The organism is Streptomyces sp. NPDC040410 (assembly GCF_055595715.1).
Genome location: NZ_JBVIVK010000001.1, coordinates 536,041 through 549,547, shown reverse-complemented (window position 1 = coordinate 549,547; position 13,507 = coordinate 536,041). Strand labels below are relative to the sequence as shown.

Genomic DNA, 13,507 nt, shown 5'->3' with positions numbered 1-13,507 from the left:
CGTGGGGCTGATCGGAGAGGTGCTGCTGCTGCCGTTCGCACCCGTGCGCGGCAGTGCCTGGGTGGTCAGACAGGTGCTGAACGAGGCGGAACGGCTCTACTACGACCCCGCCGCGATCCGGGCCGAACTCGCCCAGTTGGAAGAGCGGTTGGAGGCCGGCGAGATCGACGAGGAGGAGTTCGACCGATTGGAGGACGAGCTTCTCGACCGGCTGGAGATCGGCCTGCGCGGCAGCGCGGGCTCAGGTGAGGGGACGGCACGATGAATCGAGTGGGACTGGGCCTCGCGATCGGGGCCGGATACGTCCTCGGACGTACCAAGAAGATGAAACTCGCGTTCGCCATCGGCTCTCTCGTGGCCGGCAAGCGGATGCACCTCAGCCCGCGGGCGCTGGCGGACCTGGCCTCCCAGCAGCTGCTGAAGAACCCGCAGTTCAAGGAGATCGGGGACCAGCTGCGCGGGGATCTGCGCGGAGTCGGCAAGGCGGCCTCGGGCGCCATGGTCGAGCGGCAGATCGACGCGCTCGCCGACCGGCTGCACAGCCGTACCGCCGAGGTCCGCGACCACCTCGAGGGCGTGGTGCCGGACGCGGGGGACCTCGGCGCGGAGGACGAGGAACCCGAGGACTCCGAGGAGCCTCAGGACGAGCAGCCTGAGGACGAGGAAGCGGAAGCCGAGGAGGAGTCTGAGGACGAGGAGTTCGAGGACGAGGAGCCTGAGGACGAGGAAGCGGAAGCCGAGGAGGAGCCTGAGGACGAGGAGCCTGAGGACGAGGAAGCGGAAGCCGAGGAAGCGGAAGCCGAGGAGGAGCCGGAGCCGCGCCGGAGGAAGGCGGCGGCGAAGAAGACTCCGGCGAAGAAGGCCGCCAAGAAGGCGCCCGCGAAGAAGGCGGCGGCGAAGAAGGCCCCCGCCAAGAAAGCGGCGGCCAAGAAGGCCGGCGCCAGGAAGACGGCCGGAAAGAAGACGGCCGCGACCAGGGCGTCCGGACCCGGTGCCCGGGCCCGGAGGCCGAAGGGCGGCGGTGGACGATGACCGAGACCCTCTCCGGCGCGCGGGACGCGGCCGGCAAGGCGACGAATGACAACCCGCTCACCGGCCTCGCCCAGAGCGAGGCCACCGACCGGCTCAAGGCCGAACTGCAGGAGTACCTCGCGGCCCAGGCCCAGCGCCTGATGGTCGGTGTGGGCCGCAAGCTCGGCGAGACCACGGGCAAGCTGAACGACATCGCCGAGGGCAACAGCCCGGGCTTCGCCAAGCTCGCCCTCGACGGCGGACGCAAGCTCGCCGAGGGCAAGGGCCCGCTGCGGTCCGCGCTGGAGCTCGGCGCCACCCGAGTAAAGGACAACGTGATGGGCGCGTTCAAGAACCTCGGGGGCGGCAAGGGGAAGCGGAAGAGCAGCGCGGGCAAGAAACCCACCGTCATCCTCGAGTCCGTCGACATCGGCCTGCCGCTGCGCACGGTCTACGACCAGTGGACCCAGTACCAGGAGTTCAGCACCTTCGCTAAGGGTGTGAAGGCCGCGAGCCGCGCCGACGACACGACCTCCGACTGGCAGCTGAAGGTCTTCTGGTCCAGCCGCAGCTGGAAGGCCAAGACCAACGAGCAGGTGCCGGACGACCGGATCTCCTGGACGTCGGAGGGCGCCAAGGGCACCACCAGGGGCGTCGTCTCCTTCCACAAGCTCACCGACAGCCTCACCCGCGTCCTTCTGGTCATCGAGTACTTCCCCTCGGGCCTGTTCGAGAAGACGGGCAACATCTGGCGCGCCCAGGGTCGCCGAGCCCGTCTCGACCTCAAGAACTTCGTCCGCTTCATCACGATCAAGGGCGAGGCGGAGGACTCCTGGAGGGGCGAGATCCGCGACGGCGAGGTCGTCGTCAGCCACGAGGACGCGGTCGCGGAGGAGGAGGCGGAGGAAGAGGAGCCCCAGGACGAAGAGGAAGAGCCTGAGGGCGAGTACGAGGAGGAAGAGGAGCCCGAGGAGGAAGAGGAAGAGCCTGAGGAAGAAGAGGAAGAGCCTGAGGCCGATGTCGAGGAGGAAGAGGAGCCCGAGGAGGAAGAGGAAGAGCCTGAGGGTGAGTACGAGGAGGAAGAGGAGCGCGAGTACGAGTCCGCTGGCGGCGGGAGCCGGCGATGACCATGCCCCAGCGGCTGCCCGAGCCCTATGGGCAGGGCGGCGGCGCGAACCTCGCCGACATCCTGGAACGGGTGCTCGACAAGGGGATCGTCATCGCGGGTGACATTCGCATCAACCTGCTCGACATCGAACTCCTCACCATCAAGCTGCGGCTCATCGTCGCCTCCGTCGACAAGGCGAAGGAGATGGGCATCGACTGGTGGGAGGACGACCCCGCGCTGTCCTCCGGCGCCCGGCGCAAGGAACTCGCCCGCGAAAACGCCGAGTTGCGCGAGCGGCTCGCTCAAATGGACGCCCAACTGGACACCGGCCGCGCGCAGAAGGAGGCTCCATGACCGGACTGCGGTACGTCTACGCCGTCTGCCACCCCCTCGGCGCGCCCCTGCAGGCGGAGCTGACGGGCGTGGCGGGCGACCCGCCCCGGCTGCTGACCCATCACGGGCTGATCGCCGTCGTCAGTCATGTGCCGGAGCGGGACTTCGCCGAGGAGCCGCTCCGCGCACATCTGGAGGATCTGGACTGGCTGACCGAGACCGCCCGGGCCCACCAGGGTGTGATCGACGCGCTCACCGTGGTCACCACCCCGCTGCCGCTGCGGCTCGGCACCGTGTTCCGGGACGACAGCGGCGTACGCGTGATGATGGAGGCGCGCGAGGTCGACTTCCGGCGCACCCTGGACCGGCTGGAAGGGCGGGTGGAATGGGGCGTCAAGGTCTACCTCGAAGCGGAGCCGCGGGAAACCGGCGGTCCGGTGGAAAAGGCCGCGTCGGGACGGGACTATCTACGGCAGCGCCGCCGGCACGTCCGGGCGCACGAGGACATGTGGCAGAAGGCCGAGGAGTTCTCGAGCCGACTGCACGCCACGCTTTCCTCCTACGCCGAGGATTCCCGGCTGCACGCACCGCAGAATCCCGCGCTTTCCGGCACCTCGGGCCGGAACGTGCTCAACGCCGCCTATCTGGTGCCGCGCGGCGAATCCGAGGAATTCGTGGAACTCGTGGACCGGACGAAGGACGACATCCCGGGAATGCGCGTCGAACTCACCGGCCCCTGGGCGGCCTATTCCTTTGCCGGGGAGGAGGCGCCGTGACCGTCGTCGAACGCCGTGAGATCGCGCTCGTGGACCTGCTCGACCGGCTGCTCGCCGGCGGCGTCGTCATCACGGGGGACATCACCCTGCGCATCGCGGACGTCGACCTCGTCCGTATCGACCTGAACGCGCTGATCAGTTCGGTGAACGAGCAGGTGCCGTCACCGTGGGGGAGTTGACGTGACAAAGAGCCGCAACCGCATGGACCTCGATCCGGACACCGTCGAGCGCGACCTGGTCAAACTCGTCCTCACCGTGGTGGAGTTGCTGCGTCAGCTGATGGAGCGCCAGGCGCTGCGCCGTTTCGACACCGGCGACCTGAGCGAGGAGCAGGAGGAGCGGATCGGGCTCACCCTGATGCTGCTCGACGACCGCATGACCGAGCTGCGGGAGCGCTACGGACTGCGGCCCGAGGACCTGAATCTGGACCTCGGGCCGCTCGGACCATTGCTTCCCCGGGAATGAATTCCGGGCTTAATTCACCACCTGTACCAGCGGCCCCTGCCTCCGCTCGCGGCAGGGCCACGGAACAGGAAGCCCAGCAGCCACACGACGAGGACCGCCAGCGCAATCCACCACAGAAGTTTCACCGCAAACCCGGCACCGAAAAGAATCAGCACCAGAAGCAGTACCAGCAGGATGGGAACCATAGTGTGAACCTCCTGCCTTTCGAGTTTCCCGAAAACCGTGGTTCAGGCTTCCTTGCGGCAGAGAATTTCTCCGTGCAGCACGCTGAACCAGCCGTCCTCCCGCTGTCCCCACTCCCGCCACGCCTGCGACACGGCCCGCAGCTGCTCCTCGGTGGCATGACCGCCCTCGGTGGCCCGCTCCGCGTACGCGGACGCCAGCGTGCGGTCCGCCCACAGCCCGCTCCACCACGCCCGCTCCTCGGCGGTGGCGAAGGTCCAGGTGGTGGAGGTGGCCGTGACGTCGGTGAGCCCCGCCCGCAGCGCCCACGACTTCAGCCGGCGTCCGGCGTCCGGCTCGCCGCCGTTGGCACGGGCCACCCTGCGGTACAGGTCCAGCCAGTCGTCCATGCCCGGTGACTCGGGGTACCACGTCATGGCCGCGTAGTCCGAGTCGCGGACGGCGATGAACCCGCCCGGCTTCGTGACCCGCTTCATCTCGCGCAGCGCCTGTACCGGATCGCCGACGTGCTGCAGCACCTGGTGGGCGTGGACCACGCAGAACGTGTCGTCCGGGTAGTCCAGGGCGTGCACGTCGGCGACCGCGAAGTCGGTGTTCGTCAGGCCCCGGGCGGCGGCCGTGGCGCGCGCCTGGTCCAGGATGTCCGGCGCCTGGTCGACGCCGGTGACGTGGCCGTCGGGGACCAGGGCCGCCAGGTCGGCGGTGATCGTGCCCGGCCCGCAGCCGATGTCCAGGACGGCCATGTGGGGCTTCAGTGAAGCGAGGAGGTAGGCCGCGGAGTTGGCGGCGGTGCGCCAGGTGTGGGAGCGCAGCACCGACTCGTGGTGCCCGTGTGTGTAGACGGCGGTCTCCTGCGACTTCGACATGGCCGGTCCCCTTCTCGTCGTACTGCCCGCGGGGCTTTCCGCCCCGTGGGCCGGTACGCCTCACCGTATGTGCGCATGCCGAATAATGAGACCTTCGTTTTACCATGTGGACTGACAGGTGATCAGTTCTCGGGCAGCGGACGGAACACCGTGAGCGCCCCGGCGAGCTTCTCAAGCGTCAACTCTCCCTGCACTTCGATGACTTCGCCGTCGTACGCCAGGAGCGTGCCCGGGGCCACGCCGGCCACCCGCAGACGGCCCACCTGGACCGCCGCGTGAGCGGGAGAGCGGGTCAGCGGCCCGGCCACGGCGGCCGCGAGCAGCCGCAGCCCCGGCCGCCGGCCGCCGTGCACGACCCGTACGTCGAGCTGTCCGTCCGCGAGGTCGAGCCGGCGGCCCGGCGCGAGGCCCATCCGGTGGTACGTGCCGTTTCCGGCGAACAGCAGCCACAGCGGGTGGGCCTGACCGCGGAACTCGGCCTCCAGCGGATGCCGGTCGGCGCGCAGCACGCGCAGCGCCCCGAGCACTCCGGCCGGCCAGCCGCCGATCCGCTTCGACCAGCGTTCCCGCTCGCGCACCAGCTCCGGGTACACGCCCAGACTGCAGGTGTTGAGGAAGATGCCCTGCCGCTCGCCGCAGACGAACCGGCCCACGTCCACGCGCACGCCCTCGCCCTCCTGGACGGCCCGGCTCAGGTCGCGGGCGCCCTCCACCCCCAGGTCGTAGGCGAAGTGGTTCAGCGTGCCCCCGGGGAGCACCGCGAGCGGCAGGTCGTGGCGCAGGGCGACCTCGGCGGCGGCGTTGACCGTGCCGTCGCCGCCGCACACCCCGAGCACCACGGCACGGGCCGCCGCCTTCTCCAGCTCGGACCGCGTGTCCGCCGGCGCGCACTCGATGATCTCGGCCCGCGGCAGGCTGTCACGCAGGGCGCGCACGCGGTCGGCGGTGCCCGAGGCCGTGTTGGCGACCATCACCAGGCCCTCGCCGTCCGGCAGCGCCGGGACCCCGGCGCGCGGCCGGGCCGGCGGGACGACCTGGGCGCGGGTCGGCACCATGCCCCGTACGGCGAAGGCGGCGCACGCGCCGAGGGCCGCGCCCGCCAGCACGTCGCTCGGGAAGTGGACACCGGTGTAGACGCGGGACATGGCCACCGAGAACGCGACCGGAGCCACCACCGCGCCCCAGGCCGGCGACTCCAGGGCGACCCCGGTGGCGAACGCGGCCGCCGAGGCGGAGTGACCGGACGGGAACGACGTGGTGATGGGCTGCCGCTTCAGCTGCCGGACCAGGGGAACCGGGTCCAGCAGGGGCCGGTTGCGGCGCACCGTGCGCTTGCCGAGGGTGTTGATGGTCAGGGAGGCCAGGCTGAGGGAGGCGATACCGCGGGCCGCCGCCCGGCGGGCCCGCGGCGTGCGGCTCACGGCCAGCGCCGCGGCCGCCGTGAACCACAGCACGCCGTGGTTCGCGCTCCGGCTCAGCCGGGGCAGCACGCGCTCGGCGCCGGGCCAGTGCCGCTCCGCGGCGAACTCGAACAGCCGGCAGTCCAGGGCCAGCAGGCGGTCGCGCAGAACGTGGGGGCCGGGCTTCGGGACGGTGAGGTCGACGTCTGGGCTCATGCACACCGTGTACCCCGGCCTGCGCGGATCGTGTACGGGTCCGCCACGGGCGATGTGACGAGGGCCGTTCGAAAACCGCTTGTCGGGCCGGTCCGGCCAGCTCAGACTGGCTCCTCATGGGACATCTGGAAGCCGCTCACCTGGAGTACCACCTCCCCGACGGGAGGGCGCTCCTCGGAGACGTGTCCTTCCGGGTGGGCGAAGGGGCCGCCGTGGCCCTCGTCGGGCCCAACGGCGCCGGCAAGACCACCCTGCTCCGGCTGATCTCGGGCGAGCTGAAACCCCACGGCGGGACCGTCACCGTCAGTGGCGGCCTGGGTGTGATGCGCCAGTTCGTGGGGTCCGTCCGGGACGAGACGACCGTAAGGGACCTGCTCGTGTCGGTGGCCACACCCCGGATCCGCGAGGCGGCGCGGGCCGTCGACGCGGGCGAGCACGCCATCATGACCGTCGACGACGAGGCCGCTCAGCTCACGTACGCGCAGGCCCTCGCCGACTGGGCCGAGGTGCGCGGATACGAGGCCGAGACCCTGTGGGACATGTGCACGACGGCCGCCCTCGGCGTGCCCTACGAGAAGGCCCAGTGGCGCCAGGTGCGCACCCTGTCCGGCGGCGAGCAGAAGCGGCTGGTCCTGGAGGCACTGCTGCGCGGCACGGACGAGGTGCTGCTGCTCGACGAGCCCGACAACTACCTCGACGTGCCCGGCAAGCGCTGGCTCGAGGAGCGTCTGAAGGAGACCCGCAAGACGGTCCTGTTCGTCTCGCACGACCGCGAACTCCTCGCCCGCGCCGCCGAGAGGATCGTCTCCGTCGAACCCTCGCCCGCGGGCGCCGACGCCTGGGTGCACGGCGGCGGCTTCACCACCTACCACGAGGCCCGGCGCGAACGCTTCGCCCGCTTCGAGGAACTGCGAAGGCGCTGGGACGAGAAGCACGCGCAGCTGAGGAAGCTGGTGCTGAACCTCCGTCAGGCCGCCTCCATCAGCCACGAGCTGGCCTCCCGCTACCAGGCCGCCCAGACCCGCCTGCGCAAGTTCGAGGAGGCCGGCCCGCCGCCGGAGCCGCCGCGCGAGCAGGACATCAGGATGCGTCTGAAGGGCGGCCGTACCGGCGTCAGGGCCGTCACCTGCCAGGCACTCGAGCTCACCGGCCTGATGAAGCCCTTCGACCTTGAGGTCTTCTACGGCGAGCGGGTCGCCGTCCTCGGCTCCAACGGCTCGGGCAAGTCGCACTTCCTGCGCCTGCTGGCCGGCGACGACGTCGCGCACACCGGGATGTGGAAGCTCGGGGCGCGCGTCGTGCCCGGACACTTCGCCCAGACACACGCCCACCCCGAGCTGACCGGCCGCACACTGCTCGACATCCTCTGGCAGGAGCACTCCCAGGACCGCGGCGCCGCCATGTCCCGGCTGCGCCGCTACGAACTCACCCAGCAGGCCGAACAGAGCTTCGACCGGCTCTCCGGCGGCCAGCAGGCCCGCTTCCAGATCCTCCTGCTGGAGCTGGAGGGCGTCACGGCCCTGCTCCTCGACGAGCCGACCGACAACCTCGACCTGGAGTCCGCCGAAGCCCTCCAGGAGGGCCTGGAGGCCTTCGACGGCACCGTTCTCGCGGTCACCCACGACCGCTGGTTCGCCCGCTCCTTCGACCGGTACCTCGTCTTCGGCAGCGACGGCAGGGTCCGCGAGACACCGGAGCCGGTGTGGGACGAACGCAGGGTGGAACGAGCCCGCTAGTGCCGCGTCAGCCAAGGTTCGCCCCGTCGCGACGCCCGGCACGCCCTCTCGCCGCACCGGCCGAAAGCCCAAGTACGTCCAGTACGAGGACTTCCGGCCGGCACGCCGAGAGCACGCACCGGACGCCGTTCCTTGACGGGCAAACCTTGGCTGACGCGGCACTAGTGCCGCGGGGCAGGCGGCTCACGTCCAGCGCAGCAGCGCGCCCAGGCCGCCCGCCGGCACCTCGCCCTCGGCCGCCGGGGCCACCGAGAGTGCCGGAGCGCCCGTCGCGACCGCCGAGCGGATCAGCGCGTCGTCCGCGCGGGCCGGCCAGGGGTGCTGCTCGCCGAGGGCCCTGAGATCCGTACGGCGGACCGCCAGCTGGTCCGGGTCCCCGCCGATCCACACCTCGCGGTGCGCGTCGGGGCCGTCAGGCCGGATCAGCAGCTCGTCGATACGGTGCTCACGGGCGGCCTCGACCAGCGCGGGCACGCCCTCCACAGCCCCGGCACGGCCCTCGGCACCCGGATCGCGGGCCGCCAGGAACCGGTCCAGTTCCCGCTCCGCCCGCTGCCGCACATGCTCGGCGCGCGCCTGCTCCACGTCGGCGTCGAGCAGCCTGCTGCCGGTGCCGTGCGGGGCCTCCACCACGAGCTCGTGCAGGCGTTTGGGCAGCCGCTCGCGCACGGCCCGCTTCTCCCGCTCGTCGCCGACCAGGATGAGCAGGTCGGCCCGCGTCTCCTCCTGGCAGACGGTGAGCGCGTCGGCGATCTCGGCCGCGTTGTGCTCCCACGTGTTCTCCACCTTGAGCTGGAAGTGCCGCTCCGACCAGTCGGCCGTGCCCGTACGGTGCACGGGCCACTGCCGGCCGCCCACCGAACCCGCGTCCTGCCTGCCCAGCGCGGTGCGCAGCTCGAAGTCGGCGCCCCTGCGGTCGATGTACGCCACCACGCACACCGGGTCCTCACCGGCCAGCTCCAGCAGGGGCGCGGTGTGCGGCAGCAGCGCCCAGTGCGCACTGTCGCCGCCCGGGGGCCGAGCCAGCGGCGGATCCAGCACCACCTCCCCCGCTCGGGCGAACAGGGCCCGCCCGTGCGTCTCGGGGGAGTGCCGCAGCTCCTCCAGAGCGTCCCGTACGGCCCGGCACGTCTCGTCGTCGGCTCCCTGCCCGGCCAGGTCCCGGGACAGCGCCTCGGCTGCCAGATGCCGCTCGTGGGAGGTGTCCTCCGTGTGCCGGGAGGTGTCGACGTATACGGAGGCCCAAGGGCCGGGATGTTCGTACAGTGGATGCAGAAAGGCGAGATCCATGGCTCCCTCCCGGATGCCGCTCGGGGTAGTGCTCAGCTCACCGGGCGGGTACCCGGACCGCAGACACGAACACGACGAGCGGACCACCACCATGACCGGAGTCGACGCCAACCGCCTGGACGACCAGCAGCTCATGAAAGAGCTGGAGACCATCCACCGCACCCGCCACGACACCCTGCTGTACGGCTCGAACGACGCGCTGCGCGCCCACAACGACCGCATGGCACAGCTGGAGGGCGAGTACCTGCGCCGCAACCCGCGCCGCCCGGTCGCCGCGGGCCGCACCCGGGAAGGGGCCCGGGAACGCGGATGCGGGGAGTCGGCGACCCCCGGCCCCTGAATGAACAGCCGAGGACGCCTTCCGGCGGTCAGCCGGCCTCCTCGGCGAACACGTCGAGGAACGCCTCGCAGAACGCCTTCAGGTCGTCCGGCTTGCGGCTGGTCACCAGCTTGTTCGGGCCCTCGCCGCAGATCCTCACCTGCTCGTCGACCCAGGTGCCGCCCGCGTTGCGGATGTCGGTGCGCAGACTCGGCCAGGAGGTCAGCACCCGGCCGCGCACGACGTCCGCCTCGACCAGCGTCCACGGCGCGTGACAGATCGCGGCGACGGGACGGCCCTGCGTGAAGAAGTCCGCCACGAACGACACGGCCTTCCCGTCCATGCGCAGGAAGTCCGGACCGGCGACGCCGCCCGGCAGGACCAGCCCGCCGAAGGACTCGGCGGAGGTCTCGCCCACGACCTCGTCCACGGGGAACCTGTCCGCCTTGTCCAGGTGATGGAACGCCTGGATCTCCCCGCGCTTCGTCGACACGAGCACGGGTTCGTGGCCCGTGCCCTGCGCGGCCTGCCACGCGTCGGTGAGCTCGATCTGCTCGACGCCTGCGGGCGCGGTCAGGAATGCGATGCGCATGATGGTCCAACGTCCTTTCGTGCCATGCCGGTTCGCCCCGTGGCCGACCGAGGAGTCGTGGTGGCCCCGCGCACCGCGGCTCCGCCGACGGCGGAGCCCGTGGCGTCGGCCTCCGCGGCCTGTTCCCGGGTCATACCCCTCCCCGGTGGCCCGGCCCGGCGCGGCTGATGTCCGCGAGCACCGAGCCCGGGTCCTCGGCCTCGGCCAGATCCCCGAGGCTCACCATCCCGACCGGCAGCCCGTCCTCGACGACCGGCAGGCGGCGCACCGCGTGGGCGCGCATCAGCGCCACGGCGGCCGACACGGGGTCGTCCGGAGCGACCACGACCGGATCGGGTGTGCACACGGACCGGGCGCTCGCCGTCAGCGGGTCGGCGCCCTCGGCGACCGCCCGCACCGTGATGTCCCGGTCGGTGAGCACGCCGACGACGCGCTGACCGTCGGCCACCACGACGTCGCCGATGTCCTGGGCGCGCATCAGCTGCGCCGCCTCGACGAGCGAGGCGTCCGGGCGTACGGCGACCACGCCCGGTGTCATGACCTCCCTCACGAAGTCAGCAGTCACTGCGAGCCCCTCCTCTGCGTCAGGGCCTCGGCCAGCTCCTGGACGTTGACGTAGCGCTCCCTGCGCGGCATCCGCTCCACCGCCTCGGCCAGGGCGTCGGGCGCGTGTTTGCGGCGCAGGACACGGCCCAGCTGCACGGAGTCCGCGGGGAAGGAGCTGCGCCCCAGAATGCGGGCCAGCTCCAGCCGGACCGCCTCCAGCGACGCCCCGGAACGGCCTGGTGCCACCGGCCCGCCCGCGATCCTCGGATCGTCGTCGGCGGACGGCTCGGGGTCGTGCCACTCCTCGGTCCGCGTGGGATGCCCGGACCTCAGCAGCCCCTGCAGTTCGTGCTTCATCTCTTCGTCGCGATGGACGCTCAGCCGGTCACTGCCTCGCTGCATGACTCCCTCCAGATCTTCGGGGTGGGCACCGCGTACCCGGAGACGGGACGCCGACACGGAGGTTTGCCCTCCGGATGAGCGGACACCCGGCCCACACCCCCCCACGGACGCACCTGGGGAAGGAATCGCCATGACCCTGCTCGCCGTGATCATCCCTCTCCTGTTGCTCGGCCTGGTTCTGGCCCTCGGCCGCTACGAGGAACTGCTGCTCCCGCCGGAGGACACCGACCGGCACGAACCGGCCGATGTTCCGCCTGCTTCTTCTCCCGGCCCGGCAGGAACTCCTGCACCTTCGCCTTGAACCCCTGCTTGATCACGGACCCCCGGTCTGCGGCCGCTGCGGCACGTGTCGGAGACCTCGGTGCTCATGGACGGACCTCCCGGACCTCTGGGACACAGGCAGCAGCCTTACGAGTCACCCTGAGGGCTTCCGGAAAACCTGACCCGGTGTTTGCGCCGGAAGGCCGGGGGCAGGCGCACTCTCAGTGCTTCGGACCGGAGGCACGCCCGTGGGAGCGGCGGCGAGCCGCCACGGCAACATCCGTCCGGACCCGCAGAGGCCCTCCCGCGTCGACCGTCCAACTCAAACCCTTCCAAGGGAGTTGCGACGCACATGCCGACCCATGTCAGCGCGAGGCACCACCCGCACGACGACGCCCCCGACACCGCGGGGGCCTTCCGTCAACTCGCAACGCTCCCCGCGGGGCAGCGGCGCGACACCCTCCGTGAGCAGATCGTCGAGGCCTGGCTGCCCATGGCCGACCGGCTCGCCGGCCGGTTCCGCAGCCGCGGCGAGAGCCTGGAGGACCTGCGCCAGGTCGCGGCCCTCGGTCTGGTCAAGGCCGTCGACCGGTACGACCCGGAGCACGGCAGCGCGTTCGAGAGCTATGCCGTTCCCACCATCACCGGCGAGATCAAACGCCACTTCCGTGACCACATGTGGACCCTGCACGTACCGCGCCGGGTCCAGGATCTGCGCAACCGCGTGCGGTTCGCCTGCCAGGACCTCACTCAGACCGTCTCGGGGCGCCGGCCGACGGTCGCCGAGATCGCCGAGCACGCCCACCTGAGCGAGGAGGACGTGCGGGTCGGGCTGGAGGCGCTGGAAAGCTTCACGGCGCTCTCGCTGGACGCGGAGCTGCCCGGCGGCGAGGACGGGTACTCGCTGAGCGACGCGCTCGGCTCGCCCGATCCGGCGCTGGACACGGTGGTGGACCGCGAGGCCGTCAAGCCGCAGCTCGCGGCGCTGCCGGAGCGGGACCGGGCCATCCTGTACATGCGGTTCTTCTCCGACATGACGCAGAGCCGGATCGCCGAGCAGCTGGGGATCTCGCAGATGCACGTGTCCCGGCTCATCAGCCGGTGCTGCGGGCGTGTGCGGGACCAGGTCATGCGGGATGCGGCCGCGTAGGCCGTAGCCGGGGCGCGCACGCGTCACCCGCTCGGCCGTCCCGCTAATGGGGTCCGGCCGCGGGCGGGGCGGCGGCGGGCGGGCTGTGATGGCAGCGAGGGCACGAGTGCCGTGTCCCGCAGCCGTCGGCCGAAGGAGCCCGCCCCATGCGTCGCACCGTCCGTGTCCTGTCCGTCGCCGCCCTGGCCAGTGCCGCCCTGGGCATCGCCGCCTCGGCCGCCTCCGCGGACCCGGGCGCGGAGGCCGGCCCGAGCACCGTCTCGGTCTCCTGTGACCCCGCCGGCGGACCACCGTCCGCCACCACCGATGCCACACCGGAGGACTCCGACGCGGGCACGGACGCCGGTACGGACGGCTTCGACGCGGGCACGGACGCCGCCTCACCGGACTTCGGTGAGGGCACCGAAGACACCGGGTCGTACGGAGAGTCGTACAGCGAGCCGAACGGCGAGTCGTGCGAGGACACCGAGCAGAACACGGAGTCGTACGGCGAGTCGTCCGGCGCCACCGAGTACAACAGCACGGAGTCGTACGGCGAGTCGTCCGGCGCCACCGAACACAGCACGGAGCCCTACAGCGGCACGAAGGAGTGCACCGAGCCGCACACCCACACCTGCGCCCCGGCGGTGATCCAGCACGGGGTGAAGGCCGGTGACGGCGGTTCCCTCACCGGCTCCGTCCCCGCCCTCGTCGCCGGCGGAGTCCTGATCGCGGGCGCTGCCGGCGCCGGCGTGCACCGCGTCTGGAACAGGAACTCCGCCCCGCACCAATGACCCGACGGCCATGAGGCCCTGCCACCCTGGGTACTCGGAGCCCGAGGGCACGCCTCACCCCACACGGCCCACGGAACATA

The 13,507-nt window shown here is 71.4% G+C and carries 18 protein-coding genes and 1 pseudogene; 11 read left to right on the top strand and 8 right to left on the bottom strand.

Annotated elements, in window-relative coordinates:
• Nucleotide 1 precedes the first annotated feature (1 nt).
• The 7 genes from ACZ562_RS02480 to ACZ562_RS02450 are packed head-to-tail and all read left to right on the top strand — an operon-like array spanning nt 2 to nt 3,693.
• Complete coding sequence (locus ACZ562_RS02480) at nt 2–265, top strand: gas vesicle protein GvpG (RefSeq protein WP_471173351.1); 264 nt, start codon at nt 2–4, stop codon at nt 263–265.
• A complete protein-coding gene (locus tag ACZ562_RS02475) occupies nt 262–1,032 on the top strand; it encodes a DNA primase (protein ID WP_471173349.1) in 771 nt (256 codons plus the stop codon). The genes ACZ562_RS02480 and ACZ562_RS02475 overlap by 4 nt, the downstream gene beginning before the upstream one ends.
• The gene (locus tag ACZ562_RS02470; RefSeq protein ID WP_471173346.1) at nt 1,029–2,138 is read left to right on the top strand and encodes an SRPBCC family protein; all 1,110 of its coding nucleotides are present in this window, start codon (nt 1,029–1,031) and stop codon (nt 2,136–2,138) included. The genes ACZ562_RS02475 and ACZ562_RS02470 overlap by 4 nt, the downstream gene beginning before the upstream one ends.
• Nucleotides 2,135–2,473, top strand: coding sequence for a gas vesicle protein (locus ACZ562_RS02465; protein ID WP_471173343.1), 339 nt, complete (start codon nt 2,135–2,137; stop codon nt 2,471–2,473). Before ACZ562_RS02470 ends, ACZ562_RS02465 begins: the two co-directional genes overlap by 4 nt.
• On the top strand, nt 2,470–3,228 hold the full coding sequence (locus tag ACZ562_RS02460; RefSeq protein WP_471173342.1) for a GvpL/GvpF family gas vesicle protein: 759 nt from the start codon (nt 2,470–2,472) through the stop codon (nt 3,226–3,228). The genes ACZ562_RS02465 and ACZ562_RS02460 overlap by 4 nt, the downstream gene beginning before the upstream one ends.
• Nucleotides 3,225–3,407 carry a gas vesicle protein gene (locus tag ACZ562_RS02455; protein WP_471173341.1) on the top strand — a complete coding sequence of 61 codons (183 nt, stop codon included), beginning with the start codon at nt 3,225–3,227 and terminating at the stop codon, nt 3,405–3,407. The genes ACZ562_RS02460 and ACZ562_RS02455 overlap by 4 nt, the downstream gene beginning before the upstream one ends.
• Nucleotide 3,408: 1 nt before the next feature.
• Nucleotides 3,409–3,693: a gas vesicle protein K gene (locus ACZ562_RS02450; protein WP_471173339.1), complete on the top strand. Its 285-nt coding sequence runs from the start codon at nt 3,409–3,411 to the stop codon at nt 3,691–3,693.
• 14 nt (nt 3,694–3,707) lie between these two features.
• Here ACZ562_RS02450 and ACZ562_RS02445 read toward each other — a convergent pair whose 3' ends face one another.
• The 3 genes from ACZ562_RS02445 to ACZ562_RS02435 form a co-directional block, all read right to left on the bottom strand.
• The gene (locus ACZ562_RS02445) at nt 3,708–3,878 is read right to left on the bottom strand and encodes a hydrophobic protein (RefSeq protein ID WP_471173338.1); all 171 of its coding nucleotides are present in this window, start codon (nt 3,876–3,878) and stop codon (nt 3,708–3,710) included.
• Between the two features lie 42 nt (nt 3,879–3,920).
• Entirely contained in the window at nt 3,921–4,742 is an 822-nt protein-coding gene (locus ACZ562_RS02440) for a class I SAM-dependent methyltransferase (protein ID WP_471173335.1), read from the bottom strand.
• 122 nt (nt 4,743–4,864) lie between these two features.
• Nucleotides 4,865–6,358, bottom strand: coding sequence for a phosphatase PAP2 family protein (locus tag ACZ562_RS02435; protein WP_471173333.1), 1,494 nt, complete (start codon nt 6,356–6,358; stop codon nt 4,865–4,867).
• 116 nt (nt 6,359–6,474) lie between these two features.
• Between ACZ562_RS02435 and ACZ562_RS02430 the strand changes: the two genes are divergently transcribed.
• A complete protein-coding gene (locus ACZ562_RS02430) occupies nt 6,475–8,094 on the top strand; it encodes an ABC-F family ATP-binding cassette domain-containing protein (RefSeq protein WP_471173331.1) in 1,620 nt (539 codons plus the stop codon).
• A gap of 183 nt (nt 8,095–8,277) precedes the next feature.
• On the opposite strand, the gene ACZ562_RS02425 is transcribed toward ACZ562_RS02430, so the two are convergent.
• Entirely contained in the window at nt 8,278–9,384 is a 1,107-nt protein-coding gene (locus tag ACZ562_RS02425; RefSeq protein WP_471173329.1) for a baeRF2 domain-containing protein, read from the bottom strand.
• A gap of 13 nt (nt 9,385–9,397) precedes the next feature.
• Here ACZ562_RS02425 and ACZ562_RS02420 point away from each other — a divergent pair, with 13 nt between their 5' ends.
• Nucleotides 9,398–9,724, top strand: a complete 327-nt coding sequence (locus tag ACZ562_RS02420) for a DUF6158 family protein (protein ID WP_471173961.1) — start codon at nt 9,398–9,400, stop codon at nt 9,722–9,724.
• A gap of 28 nt (nt 9,725–9,752) precedes the next feature.
• Here ACZ562_RS02420 and ACZ562_RS02415 read toward each other — a convergent pair whose 3' ends face one another.
• The 4 genes and pseudogenes from ACZ562_RS02415 to ACZ562_RS02400 form a co-directional block, all read right to left on the bottom strand.
• A complete protein-coding gene (locus ACZ562_RS02415) occupies nt 9,753–10,295 on the bottom strand; it encodes a type 1 glutamine amidotransferase domain-containing protein (protein ID WP_471173327.1) in 543 nt (180 codons plus the stop codon).
• Nucleotides 10,296–10,425: 130 nt separating this feature from the next.
• Complete coding sequence (locus ACZ562_RS02410; RefSeq protein WP_471173325.1) at nt 10,426–10,860, bottom strand: CBS domain-containing protein; 435 nt, start codon at nt 10,858–10,860, stop codon at nt 10,426–10,428.
• Complete coding sequence (locus tag ACZ562_RS02405) at nt 10,857–11,243, bottom strand: DUF2795 domain-containing protein (RefSeq protein WP_471173324.1); 387 nt, start codon at nt 11,241–11,243, stop codon at nt 10,857–10,859. The genes ACZ562_RS02410 and ACZ562_RS02405 overlap by 4 nt, the downstream gene beginning before the upstream one ends.
• 149 nt (nt 11,244–11,392) lie before the next feature.
• Nucleotides 11,393–11,575 (bottom strand): annotated as a pseudogene (locus ACZ562_RS02400) (hypothetical protein); the annotation flags it as partial.
• A gap of 281 nt (nt 11,576–11,856) precedes the next feature.
• Between ACZ562_RS02400 and ACZ562_RS02395 the strand changes: the two are divergent.
• Both ACZ562_RS02395 and ACZ562_RS02390 read left to right on the top strand, forming a co-directional pair.
• Nucleotides 11,857–12,654 (top strand): RNA polymerase sigma factor SigF, encoded by a 798-nt coding sequence (locus ACZ562_RS02395; protein ID WP_471173322.1) that lies wholly within the window; start codon nt 11,857–11,859, stop codon nt 12,652–12,654.
• 146 nt (nt 12,655–12,800) lie between these two features.
• A complete protein-coding gene (locus tag ACZ562_RS02390; RefSeq protein WP_471173320.1) occupies nt 12,801–13,427 on the top strand; it encodes a hypothetical protein in 627 nt (208 codons plus the stop codon).
• Nucleotides 13,428–13,507 lie beyond the last annotated feature (80 nt).